17 protein-coding genes are annotated in these 20846 nt (G+C 64.5%); 10 read left to right on the top strand and 7 right to left on the bottom strand.

All coding sequences use genetic code 11. The features are described 5' to 3' along the window. Window positions 1-56: 56 nt before the first annotated feature. A complete protein-coding gene (locus FJ972_RS26635) occupies window positions 57-1403 on the bottom strand; it encodes an O-antigen ligase family protein (protein ID WP_140525570.1) in 1347 nt (448 codons plus the stop codon). Further along, a complete protein-coding gene (locus FJ972_RS26630) occupies window positions 1372-2370 on the bottom strand; it encodes a glycosyltransferase family 2 protein (protein WP_140525571.1) in 999 nt (332 codons plus the stop codon). Before FJ972_RS26630 ends, FJ972_RS26635 begins: the two co-directional genes overlap by 32 nt. 170 nt (window positions 2371-2540) lie before the next feature. Here FJ972_RS26630 and FJ972_RS26625 point away from each other — a divergent pair, with 170 nt between their 5' ends. The 3 genes from FJ972_RS26625 to FJ972_RS26615 are packed head-to-tail and all read left to right on the top strand — an operon-like array spanning window position 2541 to window position 5424. After that, window positions 2541-3713 carry a glycosyltransferase family 4 protein gene (locus tag FJ972_RS26625; RefSeq protein WP_140525572.1) on the top strand — a complete coding sequence of 391 codons (1173 nt, stop codon included), beginning with the start codon at window positions 2541-2543 and terminating at the stop codon, window positions 3711-3713. Next, on the top strand, window positions 3710-4498 hold the full coding sequence (locus tag FJ972_RS26620; RefSeq protein ID WP_140525573.1) for a WecB/TagA/CpsF family glycosyltransferase: 789 nt from the start codon (window positions 3710-3712) through the stop codon (window positions 4496-4498). Before FJ972_RS26625 ends, FJ972_RS26620 begins: the two co-directional genes overlap by 4 nt. Next, the gene (locus FJ972_RS26615; protein WP_140525574.1) at window positions 4495-5424 is read left to right on the top strand and encodes a DUF6492 family protein; all 930 of its coding nucleotides are present in this window, start codon (window positions 4495-4497) and stop codon (window positions 5422-5424) included. Before FJ972_RS26620 ends, FJ972_RS26615 begins: the two co-directional genes overlap by 4 nt. 46 nt (window positions 5425-5470) lie before the next feature. On the opposite strand, the gene FJ972_RS26610 is transcribed toward FJ972_RS26615, so the two are convergent. Continuing rightward, the gene (locus FJ972_RS26610; protein WP_140525575.1) at window positions 5471-6766 is read right to left on the bottom strand and encodes a lipopolysaccharide biosynthesis protein; all 1296 of its coding nucleotides are present in this window, start codon (window positions 6764-6766) and stop codon (window positions 5471-5473) included. Window positions 6767-6965: 199 nt separating this feature from the next. Here FJ972_RS26610 and FJ972_RS26605 point away from each other — a divergent pair, with 199 nt between their 5' ends. The 6 genes from FJ972_RS26605 (at window position 6966) to FJ972_RS26580 (ending at window position 14336) form a co-directional block, all read left to right on the top strand. Next, window positions 6966-9560: a GumC family protein gene (locus FJ972_RS26605; RefSeq protein WP_140525576.1), complete on the top strand. Its 2595-nt coding sequence runs from the start codon at window positions 6966-6968 to the stop codon at window positions 9558-9560. A gap of 240 nt (window positions 9561-9800) precedes the next feature. Next, a complete protein-coding gene (gene folD, locus FJ972_RS26600; RefSeq protein WP_140501082.1) occupies window positions 9801-10700 on the top strand; it encodes a bifunctional methylenetetrahydrofolate dehydrogenase/methenyltetrahydrofolate cyclohydrolase FolD in 900 nt (299 codons plus the stop codon). A 55-nt stretch (window positions 10701-10755) separates the two neighbouring features. After that, a complete protein-coding gene (locus FJ972_RS26595; RefSeq protein WP_140501084.1) occupies window positions 10756-11718 on the top strand; it encodes a GlxA family transcriptional regulator in 963 nt (320 codons plus the stop codon). A gap of 89 nt (window positions 11719-11807) precedes the next feature. Next, a complete protein-coding gene (locus FJ972_RS26590) occupies window positions 11808-13487 on the top strand; it encodes a vWA domain-containing protein (protein ID WP_140513380.1) in 1680 nt (559 codons plus the stop codon). A gap of 137 nt (window positions 13488-13624) precedes the next feature. After that, window positions 13625-14089 (top strand): BrnT family toxin, encoded by a 465-nt coding sequence (locus FJ972_RS30380; protein ID WP_413466308.1) that lies wholly within the window; start codon window positions 13625-13627, stop codon window positions 14087-14089. Further along, a complete protein-coding gene (locus FJ972_RS26580) occupies window positions 14058-14336 on the top strand; it encodes a helix-turn-helix domain-containing protein (protein ID WP_140513384.1) in 279 nt (92 codons plus the stop codon). Before FJ972_RS30380 ends, FJ972_RS26580 begins: the two co-directional genes overlap by 32 nt. A gap of 328 nt (window positions 14337-14664) precedes the next feature. Here the strand turns inward: FJ972_RS26580 and edd are convergent, their stop codons facing one another. The 3 genes from edd to zwf all read right to left on the bottom strand — a co-directional run bounded on the left by edd (window position 14665) and on the right by zwf (window position 18751). Next, on the bottom strand, window positions 14665-16509 hold the full coding sequence (edd, locus tag FJ972_RS26575) for a phosphogluconate dehydratase (protein WP_140525577.1): 1845 nt from the start codon (window positions 16507-16509) through the stop codon (window positions 14665-14667). A 71-nt stretch (window positions 16510-16580) separates the two neighbouring features. Further along, on the bottom strand, window positions 16581-17297 hold the full coding sequence (pgl, locus tag FJ972_RS26570; RefSeq protein ID WP_140525578.1) for a 6-phosphogluconolactonase: 717 nt from the start codon (window positions 17295-17297) through the stop codon (window positions 16581-16583). Further along, window positions 17279-18751 (bottom strand): glucose-6-phosphate dehydrogenase, encoded by a 1473-nt coding sequence (gene zwf, locus FJ972_RS26565; protein ID WP_140501096.1) that lies wholly within the window; start codon window positions 18749-18751, stop codon window positions 17279-17281. Before zwf ends, pgl begins: the two co-directional genes overlap by 19 nt. Before the next feature lie 313 nt (window positions 18752-19064). On the opposite strand from zwf, the gene FJ972_RS26560 reads away from it, so the two are divergent. Further along, window positions 19065-19811, top strand: coding sequence for an SDR family oxidoreductase (locus tag FJ972_RS26560; protein WP_140513390.1), 747 nt, complete (start codon window positions 19065-19067; stop codon window positions 19809-19811). Between the two features lie 67 nt (window positions 19812-19878). On the opposite strand, the gene FJ972_RS26555 is transcribed toward FJ972_RS26560, so the two are convergent. Further along, a complete protein-coding gene (locus FJ972_RS26555) occupies window positions 19879-20727 on the bottom strand; it encodes an SH3 domain-containing protein (RefSeq protein WP_224656002.1) in 849 nt (282 codons plus the stop codon). Window positions 20728-20846 lie beyond the last annotated feature (119 nt).

Below are 20846 nucleotides of genomic sequence, written 5' to 3'. Positions count from 1 at the left end.
AAGCCCTCCGAGGAAAGGCTTCACATAAACGCTCGCGGATCAACGGGGAAGCCCTGTCAGGTGGAGTGGCCCAATCTCGCGCCACGACCGCCGTTGCGCAGCGCGACCGGGCGCAGCGAAACCTGTCTGAGCCCAAGCACACCGAGCACGAAGAACAGCCACACCGGATCGCCGCGATGGAAGAAGAAGCTTTCGAGGAAGGCGTTGAGCGCGGCGAACAGCACAACCATCATGAAGAAGTCGCCGAGATAGATGTTTTCCTTGCGCAAGGGAATGCGCATGTAGTCGCGCAAAGGGGCGATCAGGAAAGTGTAGACCGCCACGCAAAGGGCCGGAATGCCCATCAGGACCGCGATGTCGAGATAACCGTCATGGCCGTGCACGATGGTCCTGATATCCCACGGTCGGTCGAAGGGCTGATCCTGGTTGAGCAGCAGCGGCGTTCCCCAGAAACTCTCATAGCCGTAGCCGGTCCACGGTTTCTTCGCCAGCATCTCGCCGGCGAACTCCCAGAGCGTGGTGCGCCCGGTATAGGTCAGGCCGGGGAAATAGATCGCCGCCAGCTGTTTCACCGGCGGCAGGAAAACGATGCCCAGCGTGCCGACCGCGGTAGCGATGATCGCCAGCGCGAACAGGATCGGCGTGCCGAGCCGCATGCCCATGAGGCTCGGAAACATGACGATCAGGATCGAGAACGGCACCAGGCCGGCCGTGGTCTTGGATCCGGTGTGCAGCATGAACACCATCGCCGCGACGAAAATTCCGGCGCCCCAGAACCGCTGCCCGCGCCGGAAGAGATAGAGGCCGGCGAAACTGAAGCAGGCCATGACCGGACCGGCGATGTTCTTGTGGGTGAACACGCCGCGCCACAGGCCGGCATGTTCCGGTTCTTGCGAATCGGCCGTGTGCATTGCCTCGTGCGGAAAGGCGATGAGGCCGAGGTAGGAAAGGCCCATGACCGCCACCGCGGTGAAGATGATGACCTTCGAGAAGGAGTCCGCATCGCGCGGCAGCACAAGGATCGTCGCCATGGTCAGGATGCCGATCATGGTGAAGGAGGCGGCGCGCATCGCCGAGGGCGGGTCTGTCGCCAGCACCACCGACAGGAAGAAGAAGCCCAGCATCAGCATCCAGGAAGGGCTGAGCAGCGAGCGCACGATGCGCGGGTCGGCGAAAGCCATCAGCGAAAAGACGGAAACGGCGCCGAGCGAGCCGAAGCCGAGCTGGTTGACGATGTCGCCGCCTTCGCCGGTGAGTTCCGCGCCCGCGGGCTGGAACGGGCGGAAGGACACCAGGATGACGGTGAACAGCAGCGCCGCGATCGCGGTTGCCACGCCGTCGCGCGTGAACGCGGCGCCGAGCGGCGCGCGCTCAGTTCTTTTCAGGCTGGCGGTATTGCTCATTGGCATATCCGAATTCGGCCAGCACGCGGCCCAGCGCCACATGGACAGGGTAGATTGCGGCCGCGGGCGATCCTGTCCGTGCCAGCCTGGCGGCGCCGCGAAATGGCGAGGCGGCAAGCAGGGCCAGGCTCTTCAGCAACACCTTGACGCCGGCCAGCGGGGTGCCGGCGCGTTTCTTCTTTTCGACCAGCGTCGAGATCACGCCGTTGCGCAGGCTGCGGGCGCGGATCCAGTCGGCCTCGACCCGACGGGCCGGGACTGTCTCGGTCACCCTGGCCTCGGCGCACCAGCCAAGCACAAAGCCGCGCTGCGCCGCCCGGCTCAGGAAGTCGGAATCGCCGCCGCCCATGAAATTGAATCTCAGGTCGAGGAACGGCGGCCCCATGGCGGTAAGCACGTTGCGCCCGACCAGGAGATTGCCGGACGAATAGAGCGCCGGCACGAGGCCCGTCTTGCGGTAGGGCGGCGCGAAAACCGGATGCTCGGCCCAGCGCGCATGGGCGGGATCGGCAAAGTCGGGCACTTGCGGGCCGCCGACAATATCGGCGCCAAGGCTTTCGGCCGCCGCGCACATCCGTTCCAGCCAGTGCGGATCGGCTATCTCGTCATCGTCGATGACCAGCAGGTGCCTGAAATTCGGAAAGTGCAGGATCGCCGCCTGCCAGCCGGCATTGTAGGCGCTGCAATTGCCGCGCTGATGCGCGATGATCACCATGCCCGGTATGTCGCCGCGCTCGAACAGCGGCAGCGACGCCTGGGCGCCGGCACGCGCCTCGGCCTCGTTCTCCATGACGATGATGGCAAAGGGCCTGCCGGTCAGCTGCGCGCGCAGCGACGCCAGCGTTTGCAGGACCTGGTCCGGCCGCTTGAAGGTCGGCAAGGTGACGACGGCTTCGACGGCCTGCGTGTCAAGCCGGGGGGATCGTCCCGCGATCGATACCGAACCGTCCGATGGCAAAGGGATCATCCGTGTCACCGCATGGTGGGTCGAGTTCTGTTAGCACCATGACGATAACGTTTCGTTAATCACCTTTCACGGAGTGGCTCTTCAAGCCGAGGTTTTGGGTCGTCGATGCGCGCGCGTTTAATCAAGGGTTCACCGCGCTTTGCTACCGGCTGCACCACAGGATAGGTGAGATGCATCTGCTGTTCGCCACATCGATCGTGCCCGATGGCGCTCTCGCATCGGGCTACGAGATCGCCAATGCTGCAATCATCGCTGCCTTGCGGCGCGCCGGCGCGCGCGTCACCGTCATCGGCTTCATCTGGCCGGGGAAAGCCGCCGCCGATCCTGAAAGCACCATCGTGCTGGGTGCCGTGGACGTGCGCACCGAAAATGCTTCAGCGCTGCAAAAGCTTGCCTGGGTCGGCAAGGCGATGCTTTCGGGCCTCACCTTCGCGTCGGCCAAGTTGCGTGCGGTCTCCGATGCCGAAGTCCTCGCCGCCATCGAGCGCGCCGGCCCCTTCGACGGCTATGTGCTTAATTCCGTGCAGTTCGCCGGCGCCTTCGAAAAGCTCTTCGACGAGCGGCCTTCGATCTTCGTCGCCCACAATGTCGAGCATCTTTCGGCGCGGGAAAATGCCGCTGCCGCCCCGGGCATCTTCCAGCGCCTGTTGTTCCGCCGCGAGGCAAGGCTGCTCGAGAGCGTGGAAGAGCGTCTGTGCCGCCGCGCGCGTTTCGTCTTCACGCTGGCCGAGGAAGACCGTTCGGCACTTGGCGTGGCCTCCGACGACCGCTCGGCGGTGCTGCCGCTGGTGACGGGCGCCACGCCACCGCCGCACAACGGCCGGCGCAAGATTGAGTGCGACGCCGCGCTGATCGGCACCTGGACTTGGCAGCCGAACCGCATCGGGCTCGGCTGGTTCCTGGACAAGGTGGTACCGCATCTGCGCCCGGACTTCCGCATCAGGATCGCCGGCAGCATGCCGTCTGACATCGCCTCGACGCATCCCGGCGTCGCTTTCGTCGGACGCGTGCCGGACGCCCAGGCTTTCATACGCGGCGGCGCCGTCATCCCGCTCATCAGCACCGCCGGCAGCGGCGTGCAGCTGAAGACGATCGAAACGTTCGAGCTAGGCCTGCCCGCCGTCGCCACCAGCCACGCGCTGCGCGGCATTGACCATCGCCCGGTCAATTGCGCGGTCACCGACGATCCGGTCGCCTTTGCCAAGGCGCTGGAGACCGCGGCGGCCGACATAAGCGACGTTGACGGCAGCGTGTTCCACCGCCGGCAGCTCAAGGCGCTCGACGCCGCCATCCGGCTTGGCCTGGAGAAGCTCGGTCCGGTCATGCAGGAGGCGTTTGCATGAACATGCACGCCGCCCGCGCCGCATTCGGGCCCGACACATTGAAGACGATCTTCGGCATCTCCGTGCTCGCCATTCGCTGGGACGACGCGATCGCCCTGCTGACGCGGCTGATCGCGGAACGACGCTTCACCAAGGTCAGCTTCCTCAACGCCCATAACGCCAATCTCGCCTACACCGATCCGGTGTTCGCCCAGGCGCTCGACGATTTTCTCATCCTGCCGGACGGCATCGGCGTCGATCTCGCAGCGCAGCTTCTCTATGGCGCGCCGTTTCCGGACAATCTCAACGGCACCGACTTCGTACCGGCCTTTCTGCGGTCGGTGACCCGGCCGCTGACCGTGGGGCTGCTCGGCGCGACGCGCGTCAATGCCGAGGCCGCGTCGAAGAAGCTCGCGGCGATTGCCGTCCAGCACAGATTCGTGGTCATCCATGACGGCTACTTCTCCGCTGCGCAGGAGCCGGAAATCATCGAACGCATCGCGGCGCTGCGGCCTGATATGCTGCTGGTCGCCATGGGCGTGCCGCGCCAGGAATTGTGGATCGAACGGCACATCGACGAGCGCCACTGCACCCTGCCGGTCGCGGTCGGCGCGCTGCTGGATTTTCTCAGCGGCGCCGTGCCGCGCGCGCCCTTGTGGATACGGCGCCTCAGGCTGGAGTGGCTGTTTCGGCTGGCGGTCGAGCCGGGACGGCTCTGGCGCCGCTATGTGGTCGGCAACCCCTTGTTCCTGTGGCGGGTCCTCAAACAGAAATTGTTCCGGCCCCAAGCCGGAGACGTCCGTTGAACGAGAGGTTCGTTCCGGGCGCGATCGCCGAACCCGGACTGCTTCGGGCAACGCCGACGGCAGCCATGGTGACGGCAAGCTATGCGCCGGATTTCGAGCGTTGCCGCCTGCTCTGCGAAACCCTCGACCGCCACGTCACGGGCGTCGCGCATCATTACATTCTGGTCGAAGCCCGGGACGTTAAATTGTTTCGCCGGTTGGAGAGCGCCAACCGATCCGTCGTCGACGAACGTGAGTTGCTGCCGCGCTGGCTGCATGTCTTCGACGATCCGCTTAGCCTGTTCCGGCGGCGCGTCTGGCTCAGCCTGAAGACGCAGCCGCTGCGCGGCTGGCACGTGCAGCAACTGCGCCGCATTGCAGTTGCGGCGCACGCATGCCAGGACGTCCTGGTCTTCTGCGATTCCGACGTCGCCTTCCTGAAGCCCTTCGATTGCGGCGCGTTCTGGCGCGACGGCAAGGCGCGGCTGTTCCGCCGTGACGGCGTGCTTGCGCAGGACGGTCATGACGAGCATCGCACATGGTCGCGCAATGCCGGCTCCGCGCTCGGCATCGATCCGTCGAGGAATTCGGTTCACGATTACATTTCGACGCTGATCGCCTGGCGCCGCGACACCGTGCTGGCCATGTGCAGTCGGATCGAGGAGGTGCATGGCCGAAACTGGGTCGAGGTCGTCGGCTCGGCGCGCAAATTCTCCGAATGCATGATCTATGGCCGCTATGTCGACGATCTGCTGGACGGCGCCGGTCACTTCCATGGCTCGGAAGAATTCTGCCGCGTCCACTGGACCGGTGAGGCGCTGTCGGATGATGAATTCCGTCGCTTCGTTGCCGCCATGGCGCCCGAACAGGTGGCGATCGGCATGCAGTCCTTCATCGGCACCGATACCGGCCGCATCCGCCGGCTGATCGGGCTCGACCGATCCTGATCCTGAAAAGCGAACCGGTTCTCGGAAAGACTGCCCGGATGAAGGATCAGATCGCCTTCGCCGGCTTGCGTAGCGCCGAATAGGTCAGCAGCATCGACGCGAGATAGAGCAGCAGGAAGACGACGTTGAGCGACAGCACCAGGTTCGATGTGTCGGCAATGGTTACCAGCACATAGGTCAGCAGCAGCGCCTTGAGAGCGGCGAGCAGGCCGAGATTGATCGCCCGCACCAGCGTCTGGCCGCGCGCGAACAGAAGCTCCGCCTGGTATTCGACCAGATTGCGCAGTCCCGGAACGCCGATCGCAAGCGCCACAAGGGGAGCGGCCTCCGAGACGTTCTTGCCGAGCGCCCCGGGGAAGAAATGCAGCACCACGGCAAGCACCAGCAGCGCCAGCGTCGAGACCGCGAACACGCCGCCTTCGATGCCGCTCTTGACCGCCAGCCGTGACAAGAGCTCCGGGGCACGCATCATGCGCTGCACCAGCATCATGGAGAAGGTGCGGATCGGGATCGCCGTCAGGTCGACCAGCCGCATGATGATGGCATAGATGCCGGCCAGGTGCGGCCCGCCGATCGCCAGCACCAGAAGCTTGTCGAACTCCATCTGCAGGTAGAACAACACCTCGGCGCCGGCGACGTAGATCGAATCGGCGAGCCGCCTGAGATAGAGCTCGCCGCGCAGCCGCAGCCGCTGGCGCGGATAGAAGAGGCCGAACGCGACCAGCAGCGAGGCCGCGTTCGCGCCGATATAGAACCAGGACCACACCCAGACGCTGTGTTGCGCCCAGAACATGAACAGCACCGCGCCGGCCGCCCGCAACGCCGTCGCCAGGATCGCCAGCACGGCGGCACGGCCGAATTTGCCGAGACCGTTGTTGACGATCAGCGCCACCTCCACCGGCCGCCACAGAAGCGCCTCGGCAAAGACGATTGCCGCGAACACCGGCAGCGGCACGGTGCTGGCAAAGAAGATCAGGTAGACGATGTAGGAGGCCGCAGCGAGCAGCGGCAACGAGACGATGCCCAGCAGCAGGAAGCCTGCGGTGAAGGTGCCAATCAGGTTGGGGCGGATGGTGGCGGTGCGGTAGAGTGCCGAGATGAAGCCGAAGGCCAGAAGCCGCGACAGCATCACTCCGGCGGCCGAGGCGGTGGCGAACATGCCGAACTCGGCGATGGAAAGCGTATTGGCCAAGGCGATGAAGTAGGCGAGTGAAAACACCAGCCGCCCGCCGGCGCCGCTGATCGCTGAAAAATAGTCGCGAACCATCCCCCGTCTTTCGGCCACGAAGGTGCCGATCCGGGCGAGGGGCCGCCTCTGCGGTATGTCGCTGGCCTCAGTCATAGGTCAGGGAAAGGCATAGGCGGCAAAGTTTAACGTGCCCTTCTGAAATCTTCCTGCATCTGCTGAAATTCCAAGCAGCCGGCATCAAGCAATGCTTTCGGCCGCCTAAAATTAACCTTTTGTTTTCTATGCTTGTTTAGCGTGGCTTAACAAATGGCCGACTGCCGCTGTCTGGCGGCTGAAAGTAAGCTCCGCGACAATGGGCGACAGGGAAAATCGTGAGGACTGGAGGCGCGAGCGATCCTTGCTGGCGCTTGGCCAAGCCGTGCGCGGTGAGGACGAGGCATCGCTGGTCTCGCTAGGGGATCGGGCAAATCCGTCATGGCGCGAGGATGCCGCCACACGTCATCGCCTGGCGCGTTCGCAGCGCGAGGCGAAGATGAATCCGGCGCCTTCCGCATCCACCGCAACGCAACGCTTGCAGCCGGGCGGCGAGCCGGCTCCGGCGTCCGCCGGCATTTCGCGTTCGCACGATGGGGCCGGTATCGGCGGTTCGGACTCGGCGATGCCGTATGAAGAGACGGTTCCTGAGATCGCCTCGAGCGTTGATTCCCCGCGCAGCACATCCGAACCGCTGAGCGCGAGCGAAGCGGGAACATCTCCTGGCGAGGATGCCGACAGCCAGCAATGGAAGCCCCTGATCGATCCGATGCAGGTGGTTCGCGGCGTCGCCAGGTCCAAAGCGCTGATCATCACCACGACGGTACTGGGCGCGGCGCTCGGCGTTGCGATTGCCCTGTCGACGCCGAAGAAATACGAGTCCACCACCGAACTGATCGTCGACCCGCGCGACCTGAAGCTTACGGATCGCGATCTCACCCAGGCGGTGGTCATGCCCGACGCGGCGCTCGTCAACGTCGAGAACCAGATCAAGTTGCTGACCTCCGGCACCGTGTTGAACAAGGTTGTCCAGGAGCTCGACCTGGTCGACGACCCCGAGTTCAACGGCCAAGGCAATGGCGGCCTGGGCGTCATGTCGCTGATCCGCTCGATCCTGTTGCGCCAGGACGGACCGGGCGGTGTCGACCAATCCCGCCGCCTTTCCCTTGCCATCGTCAACCTGGCCGAGAGCGTTTCGGTCGAGCGCGGCGGCAAGACCTCCGTGATCACCATCGGCGTCACCACGCAGGACGCCCAGAAATCGGCGCTCATCGCGGAAACGATGACGAAGGTTTTCCTGCAGACTTCGGGTGAAATCCAGTCCGACACTGCCGGCCGGGCCAACAACGAACTGACGGCGAAACTCGACGAGATGCGCAAGGGCGTCGAAGCCGCCGAGCGCAAGGTCGAGGATTTCAGGGCCACCCATGATCTTGTCGACGCGCAGGGCCATCTGATCAGCGACGACCAGATGCTCAAGCTCAACGAGCAGCTTTCCGTCGCCCGCGCCCGCACGCTGGAGCTGAACGCCCGCGCGGCCTCGGCACGTCAGGTCAACGTGAATTCGGTGCTCAGCGGCACCTTGCCTGAAGAGATCAACTCCAACTCCATGAGCGATCTGCGCTCGCAATACGCAACGCTCAAACAGGAGGCTGATCGGGCAGCGGTCCGGCTCGGACCGCGCCATCCCGAGCGCCAGGCGCTCGAGGCCCAGCTCACCGGCGCGCGCGAACGCATCGTCGCCGAACTCAGCCGCATCGCGTCGTCGCTGCAGGTTGACCTGAAACGCTCGGTCCAGCTCGAACAGGACCTTGCTTCCCGCCTGGCGCAGATGAAGGTGCGCAGCGGCGACGTCAACAGCGACCTTGTCTCGATGCGCGAACTGGAACGCGAGGCCTCGGCCAAGCGCTCGGTCTATGAGCAATATCTTCTGCGCGCCAAGGAGACCGGCGAGCAGAAGAATATCAACACCGCCAATATGAGCGTCATCTCGCCCGCCTCCATTCCGCTGGAGCCGAACGGGCCGTCGCGCGCCGTGGTGGCGCTTGCCGGCCTGCTGCTGGGCTTTGCCTCCGGCGTCGGTCTCGGCGCCATGCGCGGCGCCTATGAAAGCCTGCGTGAGACCGCCGGGTCACGATCCCGCCGTGACCGCAAGATAGAGGAGCGCCGGGCGCCGCTCGATGACCAGGCATTCCGGGCGCCGCCTCCGCCGGCGCCGCCGATACCGCAAGCATCGCCGCCGCAATCACCGCCGCCGCCACCAGCATCAGTGCCGCCGCTTGCCGCGCAGCCCGGAGCCGCTGCCACCGAGGGTCCAAGCCGGATCGGCTTGCTGATGTCGAGGCTGCGCAAAGCCGTGTCCCGCAAGCCCGGCACCGAGGCGCAGGACTATGCGTTTCCCGGTGCATCTGCATCGGCCGCTGTCGCCGAAGAGGGCCGGCCGGCGAGCACTCCGGCATTTCCCGACTATCCGGCTCCGGATTCCGCCTTTGGACATCGCCCGCCAGCTCCAGACTATCCGCGGCCATCTTTTCAGCCAGACGCGGACGCCGGCTATACGCGGCCCATGGGACCGCCATTGCGGTCGCCCCTGGTGCCGCAGCAGGCGATGTATCCGGCCTCGTCCCATCCCTATGCGCAGCCCTTGGTCTATCCGCACATGCAGCCTTGGCAGACGCGGTCGGCGGCAGGCCATCCCCAGGCCGCGGCGCCCTATGGCGCGCCCATGCCCTACCCGGCCGCACCCGCTCCGGCTCAGCCGTCGGCCTATCCCGCCGCGCCGCTGGAGCAGCCCGCCGCCGCCGAGAAGGGCGCCGAGCAGGCGTCGATCGAGGAAATTCGCGCCAGCCTGCGCGAATTTCGCGAGGCTGTTCGCGAGCTTACCGAGAGCCGCGCCGGCCGCCGCTATTTCTGAGCCACAAGATAGTCTCCTGTGTCGAACAAAAGCGGGCCGGTTTCGCGTAAACGGCATCGGACGGCGCTTTGACGGGATTGCGTGTTCGAATTTTCGTCAAAATGCCGCGCGGTGTCTTGCCGGAGACGCAGCCCGGCTGGCCGGGTCATGCAGGCTTCGGCACACGATTGAGAAAAGGATCCAAAACGCCGCATTTTCAGACGCGGCCGGTTTGGCGGAACGTATCGAGGGGTGATTCATATGGCCGAAGTGATTGACGGCAAAAGCGTTGCCGAAGACGTGGTGCGGACGGTGAAGACCTTGACCGCGGAGCTTGTCGCCAAGGGCAAGATCCAGCCCGGCCTCGCCGTGGTTATCGTCGGCGAGGATCCGGCGAGCCAGGTCTACGTCGCCTCCAAATCCCGCACCGCCAAGGAATGCGGCTTTCATTCGGTCCAGCACACGCTGCCGGCGGACACCTCCCAGGAGGCGCTGCTCAAGATCATCGCCGACCTCAACGCCGATCCCGCCATCAACGGCATCCTGGTGCAGCTTCCGCTTCCCGCCCACATCGACGCCGGCAAGGTCATCCAGGCGATCGCGCCGCAGAAGGATGTCGACGGCTTCCATTTCATCAATGTCGGCAAGCTCGGCACCGGCGAACTCGACACCGCTTTCGTTCCCTGCACGCCCGCCGGCTCGATGCTCCTGATCGAGCGCGTGCGCGGCAAGGATCTGTCGGGCCTCAATGCCGTCGTCGTCGGCCGTTCCAACATCGTCGGCAAGCCGATGGCCAATCTCCTGCTCGCCGCCAATTGCACCGTCACCATCGCGCACAGCCGCACGAAGGATCTGCCGGGGCTGGCCCGCACCGCCGACATTCTCGTCGCCGCCGTTGGCCGGCCGGAGATGATCAGGGGCGATTGGGTGAAGCCCGGCGCAACCGTCATCGACGTCGGCATCAATCGCATCCCGGCCCCGGAGAAGGGGGAGGGCAAATCCCGCCTCGTCGGCGACGTCGCCTATGCCGAAGCGGCGAAGGCCGCCGGCGCCATCACGCCCGTGCCCGGCGGCGTCGGGCCGATGACCATTGCCATGCTGATGGCCAATACGTTAGCCTCCGCCTACCTTGCGGCCGGGTTGAAACGGCCCTCCTTCTGACCACCAGAAAGCAGCAGCTTTGCCGAACCCAACTATTCCCTTGGAACGGCCGGTCATGAATGATCCCGTTCAAGGCGGCCGGCAATTCGCATTCCTGCTGGTCGACAAGTTCTCCATGTTCTCGCTGGCCGCCGCGATCGACACGTTCCGTTCGGCGAACCGGCTGCTCGGCCGCGATTTCTACGGCTGGACGACGGTATCGGCCGATGGCGATCCGGTGATGGCGTCCAACGGCTTGCCGCTCAAGATCGACTATGCGGTTGCCGACCTTCCGCCGGTCGACATCCTCTTCGTCTCGGTCGGGCTGACCACGGAGTTTCCCGGCAAGAGCAAGGTTCTGGCGGCGCTGCGCAGCTGGGGCCGGCGCGGCAATGCGCTCGGCGCGCTGTCGGTCGGATCCTATTTGCTGGCCGAGGCCGGCCAGCTCGACGGCTATCGCTGCACCATCCATTGGGAGAACCGCGCCGGCTTCGTCGAGCGCTTTCCCGACATCAACTGCACTGGCAACGTCTTCGAGATCGACCGCAAGCGCTACACCTGCGCCGGCGGCACCACCTCGATCGACCTGATGCTGGAGATCGTGCGCGGCGACTTCGGCTCGAACCTCGCCAATGGCGTCGCCAACCAGTTCCAGCACGAGCGCATCCGCTCGGCCGGCGACCGCCAGCGCGTCGGGCCGGAGCGCGATCTCACCGGCAAGTCGGAGAAGCTCAGGCGCATCGTCGAGCTGATGGCCGACCATCTCGACGAGCCGCTCTCGGCGGTGCAGCTCGCCAAATCGGCCGGCCTTTCGGTGCGTCAGGTGGAGCGTTTGTTCCTGCGCCACCTCAACGTCACGCCCGGCCGCTACTACATGCGGCTGCGGTTGGAGCGGGCGCGCGAATTGTTGCGCCAGACCAACATGCCGATCCTCGATGTGGCGATCGCCACCGGCTTCACCTCGCATTCCTATTTTGCCCAGAGCTACCGGCTGCAGTTTGGCCGCCCGCCTTCCGAAGAGCGCCGCACCACCTACTAAGCCGCGGACAAGCCGCGTCCGGGCTTGTGTCCCAGGGTGGGCTCAAATAGCTTCAGCCGGCGGACGGGGCGGCTACTCAGGAGATTTTGATGGCGGGACTTGCACGGAGCGTCGCTGCGGCGTTTCTCCTTTTGTCGATGACGACATTCGGCTTTGCCGCGAACAAGCTCATCATCATCCTCGACGCTTCAGGGTCGATGTGGGCGCAGATCGACGGCAGGCCCAAGCTGGAAATCGCCCGTGAGTCGCTGAGAAGCGTGCTGCAATCGGTTCCCGCCGACGATGAACTCGGTTTCATGGCCTATGGCCATCGCAAGAAAGGCAGTTGCGAGGATATCCAGCTGATCGTACCGCCGCAGGCCGGCTCGGCGAGCGCGATTTCGGCCGCGGCCGACAGCATGAAATTCCTCGGCAAGACGCCGCTGACATCAGCCGTCAAGCAGGCGGCCGAAGCGCTGAAATACACCGAGGACAAGGCGACCGTCATTCTCATCACCGACGGGCTCGAGACCTGTGGCGGCGATCCTTGCGCGCTTGGCAAGGAACTCGAATCGTCCGGCGTCGATTTCACAGCCGACGTTGTCGGCTTTGGCCTTACGGCCGACGAAGGCAAGCAGATCGCTTGCCTCGCCGACAACACCGGCGGCAAGTACATCCAGGCGTCCGACGAGAAGGCGCTGCGGCAAGCTTTGGTCGAAACCGTCGCCGCACCGGCGCCGTCACCGCCCCCCGCGCCGGCGCCGGCAACCGAACCGGCGCCAGCGCCAGCGCCTGCGCCGGAGCCTGCAAGGCCTGCTTTCAATTTCCAGCCGACCGTGGTGATGGCCGAAGGCGGCGAGCCGATCACCGACGGCAATGCCTGGGAGATTTACAAAGCCAACCCCGACGGCTCGCGCGGCGAGTCCGTCACCACCGAATATGGCAGCTATAGCGGCAAACTCGATCCCGGCGACTATATCGTCGTCGCGCGCGACGACGAAGCCAAGGTCGAGCAGAAGGTCAAGATCGAGGCCGGCCAGGTCCAAAAACCGCTCTTTATCCTGAACGCCGGCACATTGATCATTCACCCGCATGCCAGCCAGGGTGCCGAGATCAGCAGCGAAGCCCGCGTCGATTTCGCCTATCCCGGTGGCAGCACCACCCATTACGGCGACACCCAGGCCATCGTGCCGGCGGGCGAACAGAAGGTGACGGTGCAGATCGGTGCCGGCACGGTGACGGAAACAATCCAGCTCGCCGCCGGGCAGACCGTAGAAAAGGACGTCGTGGTCGGCGTCGGCCAGGCCATGCTCAATGCCTACTATACGTCTGGCGGCGAGAAGGCCGACAATTCGGCCATCGGCTTTGAGATCGTCAAGGCGAAGAAGAAGATCGACGGCAGCCGCGACAGCGTCGAGCACTCCTATGGGGCCGACAGCAAGTTCTGGCTGCCGCCCGACGACTATGTGGCGGTGACAACGCTCGATCTCGCCGTCGTCGAGCAGCCTTTCAGCATCAAGCCCGGCGACAGCCAGGACGTGAAGGTCGTGCTCGATGCGGGCGTGCTCGCAATATCGGCGCCCGGCGCTTATTCGATTGAGGTGTTTTCGTCGAAAAAGGACATCGATGGCAAGCGCAAATCGCTCGGCTTCAACTACGGCGACAACTGGCAGCAGACGATCCCCGCCGGCGATTATGTCGTCGTCCGGCATATGTCGGATGAGGGTCATGACAAGGAGATGCCGGTGACAGTCAAGGCTGGCGAACGGGCCGAGATCACGGTTCAGTAGGGTTTGGTTGTCAGCAACAGAAGGGGCGGCCCACGAGCCGGCCTACCAGGCCGGTCTCGATTGGCGAACCGTCAAGTCAATCAACGACACCTACGACATTCCGGCCGTGCTGAAAGCTCGACCATGGACGAGATGCGATGAATGTGCTGCCCGAAATCGCCGGCGCTTTAGCCGGCCGAGCGAAGGTTTACCCAGCGGCTCCAGTTACCATACCGAGCGGTTTAAGCGCCTTTCCTCTGTGGGTTTGTCGCGCTCCTAAAACCCTCGACATTTCACGAGTGAAAAGGGATTTGCGATCTATACGGAAATCCCGTATGATTGTAGCCCATGACGCAGGACAGGTTCGACTCTGCCAAGGATGCGGCGAACCGCGAAAAGCACAAGTTACCGCTAGCCTTTGGCGATCGGCTTTTGAGGACGACAACCATCTGATTATCCCCTCCATCCGAGAGATCGACGGCGAGGAACGGTTCAAGGTGGTCGGCATCGTCGGGGAGAAGCTGTTCACCGGGGTCTTCGTCTGGCGGGGTGAACAGCCCCGCTTCATCTCAGTGAGAAGGAGCAACAAGGGTGAAGAACGAGCATATCTCGCTACCTGCTGACCTGGCTGACGCCGAAGACTTCGACGTGACGGCCGAGGCGATGGACCGGGGCCAGCGCGCCCGCCTGATCCGCAAGACGAGGACCGGGCTTGGCCTGTCGCAGTCCGAGTTCGCCAGCCGCTTCCGGGTTCCGGTCGGCACGCTACGCGATTGGGAGCAGGCGCGGGCAACCGCGCCGGATTTCGCTATCGCCTATGTGCGCGTGATCGGTCAGCATCCGGACATGGTGGCGAAGGTCGTCGCATAGCTGGCGTTGCCGAGGAGCTTCGGCTTGCATGTCGTAGGTTTCGGCAGCTTCGCGAATTTGCCCATATGGCGAGCTGGCAAAAAATCGCGATTTTGTGGTGATTCGGAGGAATCATGAACAGCGAGCGTACGCCGCCAGCGGAGAGCAGTTGCATTCCAGAAGCACAGTGGGACGAGTTATCTACGGAAAGCCTTGCGCTTTGCCCTTTCGGCCACGTCCGATTGTCAGAAATCCTAATCTTCGCAACAAAATAACCGACTTTGACGACGATCCCTGCGACAAGCAAGTAATCCACATTTCAGCTACGGCGGCCAGGAGCCGTCCCTTTTCATTGCAGTGCGAATTCCGCTGCGTCGGTTCCAAACGCGCTGGCCCCATGGTCGGCTCGACCCACCAGCTGACGGAACCCGGCGAAGAGCTCACGGCCGAAGCCGAACTCATTGCCGATGAGATCGGCTTCCGCCGTCCGACGCAGCGCGAATTCCGCTGCCGGTACCAGCACTTCAAGCGTGCCGGCATCCGCATCCAGCCGGATGATGTCGCCGTCGTGGATCCTGGCGATCGGGCCGTCCTCGACCGCTTCCGGCGTGACATGGATCGCCGCCGGCACCTTGCCGGAGGCGCCGGACATGCGCCCGTCCGTGACCAGTGCGACGCGCTGGCCGCGATCCTGCAGGATGCCGAGCACGGTGGTCAGCTTGTGCAGTTCCGGCATGCCGTTGGCCTTCGGCCCCTGGAAGCGGATGACGGCGATGAAGTCGCCGGTGAGCGTGCCGGCCTTGAAGGCTTCGTTCAGCCCTTGCTGGCTGTCGAACACTTTGGCCGGCGCTTCGATGAGGCGCCGTTCCGGCTTCACCGCGGACGTCTTGATGACGGCATGGCCGAGATTGCCGGCCAGCACTTTGAGGCCGCCCGTCGGCTGAAAGGCTTTCTTGAACGGCGCCAGGACCTTCGCGTCGCCACTCGCGCGCGGGGCGGCTTCGCGCACGACGCTGCCGTCGGCACCGAGCTTTGCCTCGACTGCGTAGGGCCGCAGGCCTTCGCCCCATACCGTCTGCACATCTTCATGCAGCACGCCTTCGTCGAGCAGCTCGCGAATGAGGAAGCCGAGCCCGCCGGCGGCATGGAAATGGTTCACATCCGCAAGCCCGTTGGGATAGACGCGCGCCAGGAGCGGCACCGCTTCCGAGAGGTCGGAAATATCCTGCCAGGTCAGCGCGATCCCAGCGGCTGCGGCCATGGCGATCAGATGAATGGTATGGTTGGTCGAGCCGCCGGTCGCGTGCAGGCCAACCACGCCGTTGACGATGGAACGCTCGTCGATCATCCGCCCGACCGGCGTATAGGCGTTGCCAAGCGCGGTGATCGCCAGCGCCCGCTTGGTCGCCTCGCGGGTCAAGGCGTCTCGCAGCGGCGTGCCCGGATTGACGAAGGAAGCGCCTGGCGTGTGCAGGCCCATGATCTCCATCAACATCTGGTTGGAGTTGGCCGTGCCATAGAAGGTGCATGTCCCCGGTCCATGGTAGGATTTGGACTCGGCCTCCAGCAGTTCGGCGCGGCCTGCCTTGCCCTCGGCATAGAGCTGGCGAACCCTGGCCTTTTCATCGTTGGGCAGGCCTGTCGTCATCGGCCCGGCCGGAATGAACACCGCCGGCAGATGGCCGAAGGTCAGTGCCGCGATCACCAGCCCGGGCACGATCTTGTCGCAGACGCCCAGATAAACGGCGGCGTCGAACATATTGTGCGACAGGCCGATCGCGGCCGCCATGGCGATGACATCGCGCGAGAACAGCGAAAGCTCCATGCCCGGCTGCCCCTGGGTGACACCGTCGCACATCGCCGGCACGCCGCCGGCAACCTGGGCGATGCCGCCGGCCTCCCGCGCCGCTTCCTTGATCAGCGCCGGGAATGTCTCGAAGGGCTGATGCGCCGACAGCATGTCGTTGTAGGAGGTGATGATACCGAGGTTCGGCACCTTGTCGGCACCCAGCGCCACTTTCTCCGAGGGGCTGCACACGGCAAAGCCATGGGCAAGATTGCCGCAGGACAGCACCGCCCGGTTGGCGGTCTGGTTCGATGCGCTGGCGATGCGGCCGAGATAGCGCTCGCGGCCCGGCTTGGAGCGTTGGCGGATGCGCTCCGTGATGGCTTCGATATCGCGTCTTGCGGTCATGGCGTTCGGTCCTTTCAAGAGAGGTCCCGGAAGCGTCCTCCCGTCGTTGCCGGGACCTAGTAAGTCTAGAATCAGGGTGCCCAGAAAACCTCTACGGGCCAGGGCGATGCGTCGAGCACGGCGCGAATAGGCTTTCGAGGCCCGGCACCGGTCGCGCCGTCGAAGGCGGTGCGTTTGTCCTCGCCCTCTATGTGCAGCGCCAGGAGGCCGGCATCGATGATGCGCGCCAGCGACAGGGTCAGCCGCGGCTCGCCGGCGCTTGCCGCATGAACCGGCAGCACGATCCTGTCCGAGGACGGGTCGAGCAATTTCGCCAGATCGTCCGCGTCGGGAAAGAATGAGGCGGTATGGCCGTCAGGTCCCATGCCGAGCACGGCGACGTCGAGCGGCCAGGGCAGGGACTGGAGCGCCGCATTGTCCGATCTCGCGGCATCCTCGATGCTGACGGCTTCGTGATAGAGCGGCACGAACCGTGCCGCCGCAGCCGCGTTCTGCAACAGATTGGCGGCCACCAGTCCGGCATTGGAACGCGGCGAGGAGGCCGGCACGAAGCGCTCGTCGATCAGCGTCACCGTTACCTTGTCCCAGGTGATCGGCATTCCCGACAGGGCAGCAAAGAACTTTGCCGGCGTCGTGCCGCCGGAAACGGCCAGTAACGCCGTGCCGCGCGCCGCGATTGCCTTTGCCAGGCGATCGGCGACGCGCTCGGCCAGCGCCGCCGCCAATTCCGCGCGGTCGGAAAAGCCATTCCAGTTGTAGCTGGCGCTGTTCAATTGCTCTCGTGCCATGTCCGCCCGTCACGTTCGATCAGCGCTATCGAGGCCGAAGGTCCCCAGGTGCCCGCCGTATAGCCCTGTGCCTCCTGCCTGGCGCTTTCCCAGGCGTTCTGGATCGGGTCGATCCACCTCCACGCGGCCTCGACCTCGTCGCGGCGCATGAACAGCGTCTGGTTGCCGCGCACGACATCCATGATCAGCCGTTCATAAGCGTCGGGCGCGCGGCCGTCGAAGGACTGCGCGAAGCTCATGTCGAGCGAAATCTGCCGCAGCCGCATGCCGCCCGGACCCGGGTCCTTGATCATGATGAATTGTTTGACGCCTTCGTCGGGCTGCAGCCGGATGACCAGCTGGTTGGCGAAGATCGGCCCGGCGCTGTCGCCGCCGAAGATCGAATGCGGGATCGGCTTGAACTCGATGACGATCTCCGAGACCCGGGTTGCCAGCCGCTTGCCGGTCCTGAGGTAGAACGGAACGCCTGCCCAGCGCCAGTTGCCGATCTCGGCCTTGATCGCGACGAAGGTTTCGGTGTTGCTGTCCTTGCCGAGCTCCTCGACATAGCCTTTCACCGGCCCGCCTGCGGAAGCGCCGGCGCGGTATTGTCCACGCACCGTGTGCTTCGGCGCCTCGTTGCCGTTGATGCGCTTGAGCGCGCGCAGCACCTTCAGCTTCTCGTCACGCACGGCGTCGGCGTCCATCGACGATGGCGCTTCCATGGCCACCAGGCAGAGCAGTTGCAGCATATGGTTCTGCACCATGTCGCGCAGCGCGCCGGCCTTGTCGTAATAGGTGACACGGTCTTCCAGGCCGACCGTCTCGGCGACGGTGATCTGCACGTGGTCGATATGGGCGGAATTCCACAGCGGCTCGTAGAGCGCATTGGCAAAACGCAGCGCCATCAGGTTCTGCACCGTTTCCTTGCCGAGATAATGGTCGATGCGGAAGATCTGGCTTTCGTGGAAATCGTCGCCGACCAGATCGTTGAGCGTTTGCGCCGAAGCGAGGTCGCGGCCGATCGGTTTCTCCAGCACGATGCGCGAATTCGGCGTGATCAGATCGTGTTCTTTCAGCTTGTGCGAGATGTCGCCGAACAGCGCCGGCGCCACCGCCAGATAGAAGGCGCGGATGCAGTCGCTGTCGCCGATCGCCTTCTTTAGCCTGTCGAACCCCGCGCCGCTCGTGGCATCGGCCGGGACATAGGAAAGCCGCGCCAGGAAGGTTTTGAGCTCCTTGGGATCGATATCGGCCGCCTTGACGTGGTCGGAAATAGCCTGCTTGGCGAAAGCCCGAAATTCGTCATCACTCATCTTCGAACGCGACGTGCCGATGATGCGGGTTGGCTCGGAAAATTGATGGTCGCGCTGGCGATAGTAGAGCGACGGCAGAAGTTTGCGTTCCGACAGGTCGCCGGTGCCACCGAAAATGATGAAGTCGAAAGGGTCGACGGGGATGATCTGGCTGGTCATGGTCTATCCGCTTTGACGCCGGTCGCGAGTACGCGGCTGATATATTCTAATCGATTTAAATTTTCCAGTGCCACGGTGTCACATCGACGACCGATCGCTACATATTTGCGTCGGTCCAGATGTGCGCTTGACACTGGCACCAAGCGAAGGCTTGTCGGCAAACGACAACTCCGCCAAGCCTTCGCAGTTGCAGCATAGGACGTGAATGTGACGAAAGCTAAGGGAGAATCAGCGCTTTGCCTGTCGTGGCACAGGCCATGACGCCGGCAGCCCGCGGTAAAAGCCACGCGATGAACCCAGGGAGCGGAAAAACATGCGTCTGAAGGACAAGGTCGCCATCGTCACCGGGGCCGCTTCGGGTTTCGGCGAGGGCATTGCCCGTCGCTTCGCCGAGGAGGGCGCCAGGATCGTCGTGGCCGACCTCAATGCCAAGGGCGCCGAACGCGTAGCCGGCGAGATCGGCGAGGCGGCGATCTGGACCCAGACCGACGTTTCGCAGCGCTCCGAATTCGACGAGATGGTCCATGCCGCCAAAAGCGCCTTCGGACGTATCGACATCATGGTCAACAATGCCGGGTTCACCCATCGCAATGGCGACATGCTCGAAGTCGACGAGGCGACGTTCGACCTGATCACATCGGTCAACATGAAGGCCATCTATCATGCTGCCCTTGCCGTCGTGCCGATCATGGAGCGGCAAGGCGGGGGCGTCATCCTGACCACGGCCTCCACCGCTGGCCTGCGCCCTCGGCCCGGCCTCACCTGGTACAACGCCTCCAAGGGCTGGGCGATCACCGCCACCAAGTCGATGGCGGTGGAACTCGCGCCGAAGAACATCCGCGTCAACTGCCTGTGTCCGGTGGCCGGCGAAACCGGCATGCTGGAAAAATTCATGGGCGCCGATACACCTGAAATCCGCGAGAAATTCCGCGCCTCGATCCCCCTCGGTCGGCTTTCGACCCCGCTCGACATCGCCAATGCGGCACTGTGGCTGGCATCCGACGAGGCCGTCTTCATTACTGGCGTTGCGCTGGAGGTCGACGGCGGGCGCTGCATCTGACGCACACCGTCATCGCTGCGCCAAAGATCGGCTCGGCCGTGCCTGCCTTGATCGTGGCGCTGGTGCGTCAGGCGCCGGTCTTGATGTAGGTTTTGTAGACCCAGCCTGTCTTGCCGTTGTAGACGATCTGGCACCAACGCTTGCAGCTCATCACTTGCACCGAGGTCTTGGCGGGCACCGTGACGATGGCGGCCGCATTCTTCTTCGGGCCGCTACGCATAGTCACGGCCCTGAGGATGCGCCCGGTGCCAGCCGCGGCCGCTTTGCGCGGTTCGGCCTTGCTGTCGTCATCCTGCGCGGCAGATTGCTGCGACGCTACTTGTGGTTGCGCGGCCGGAATGGCGGCGGTCTGCGCGCCATCGGGACTGCTGCCCGCCGCCGGGGCCGGTGCCGCGACCTTGGCGAGCTCGGTGGCGGCGTCGGTGTCGGCAGCGGGTTGCGCGAATGCCGCCGCCGCCGGCTTGTCAGGCCTCTGCCCGGCCTTGCTCGCCGACTGGCCGGAAGCAGCCGGTGCGGTCTTCGATTGGGAGGCGGTCCAGCGCGGGTCGTTCGCCGCGAGCGCCGGAATGGCGGCTTCCGAGACAGCCACGGTCGGCGAGACCTGGTCGGACTTTCGCGCCGCTTGCGGCACCGCCGCCGCGGCCGCCGTGATCCCCGCTGGCGCGATCTTCGTCGTCTTCACCGGAACGGCCGGAATGGCTTGCCCTGGATTGGCAACCGCTTGCCGCTCGTTCGCCGGCAACGCCAGCCACAGTGCCACCGCGGCCACGCCGAGCAGCGCGGCCGTGCCGACCGCGGCAATCACCAGATGCGAGTTCGAACGGACTTCCTGCCAGAATGACGGGCGCATGTCGTAGCCGAACTGCATGGCAAAGCGCCGACGTTCCGGAGCACCGAAACTGAAGGGCTCTCTCACTCTTGCCACCTCCATAAGGGGCCGATGTTCTTCGATCAAACACCGCAATGCGTGCGTCGGTCGCACCGGTCCCAAATCAAACAGCGGGCGGGCCCGCAGAAAATCCCCGTCTATATTCG

It is taken from the genome of Mesorhizobium sp. B2-1-1, assembly GCF_006442975.2.
In the GTDB taxonomy this organism is placed as follows: Bacteria; Pseudomonadota; Alphaproteobacteria; order Rhizobiales; family Rhizobiaceae; genus Mesorhizobium.
This window is presented reverse-complemented; position numbering and strand designations above follow the sequence as displayed.

Bases quoted from the DNA above. Each gene is read 5' to 3' on its own strand.
- FJ972_RS26635 (WP_140525570.1), bottom strand. From the start codon at position 1,403: ATGAGCAATACCGCCAGCCTGAAAAGAACTGAGCGCGCGCCGCTCGGC.
- FJ972_RS26630 (WP_140525571.1), bottom strand. From the start codon at position 2,370: ATGATCCCTTTGCCATCGGACGGTTCGGTATCGATCGCGGGACGATCC.
- FJ972_RS26625 (WP_140525572.1), top strand. From the start codon at position 2,541: ATGCATCTGCTGTTCGCCACATCGATCGTGCCCGATGGCGCTCTCGCA.
- FJ972_RS26620 (WP_140525573.1), top strand. From the start codon at position 3,710: ATGAACATGCACGCCGCCCGCGCCGCATTCGGGCCCGACACATTGAAG.
- FJ972_RS26610 (WP_140525575.1), bottom strand. From the start codon at position 6,766: ATGACTGAGGCCAGCGACATACCGCAGAGGCGGCCCCTCGCCCGGATC.
- FJ972_RS26605 (WP_140525576.1), top strand. From the start codon at position 6,966: ATGGGCGACAGGGAAAATCGTGAGGACTGGAGGCGCGAGCGATCCTTG.
- folD (WP_140501082.1), top strand. From the start codon at position 9,801: ATGGCCGAAGTGATTGACGGCAAAAGCGTTGCCGAAGACGTGGTGCGG.
- FJ972_RS26595 (WP_140501084.1), top strand. From the start codon at position 10,756: ATGAATGATCCCGTTCAAGGCGGCCGGCAATTCGCATTCCTGCTGGTC.
- FJ972_RS26590 (WP_140513380.1), top strand. From the start codon at position 11,808: ATGGCGGGACTTGCACGGAGCGTCGCTGCGGCGTTTCTCCTTTTGTCG.
- FJ972_RS30380 (WP_413466308.1), top strand. From the start codon at position 13,625: ATGAATGTGCTGCCCGAAATCGCCGGCGCTTTAGCCGGCCGAGCGAAG.
- edd (WP_140525577.1), bottom strand. From the start codon at position 16,509: ATGACCGCAAGACGCGATATCGAAGCCATCACGGAGCGCATCCGCCAA.
- pgl (WP_140525578.1), bottom strand. From the start codon at position 17,297: ATGGCACGAGAGCAATTGAACAGCGCCAGCTACAACTGGAATGGCTTT.
- zwf (WP_140501096.1), bottom strand. From the start codon at position 18,751: ATGACCAGCCAGATCATCCCCGTCGACCCTTTCGACTTCATCATTTTC.
- FJ972_RS26560 (WP_140513390.1), top strand. From the start codon at position 19,065: ATGCGTCTGAAGGACAAGGTCGCCATCGTCACCGGGGCCGCTTCGGGT.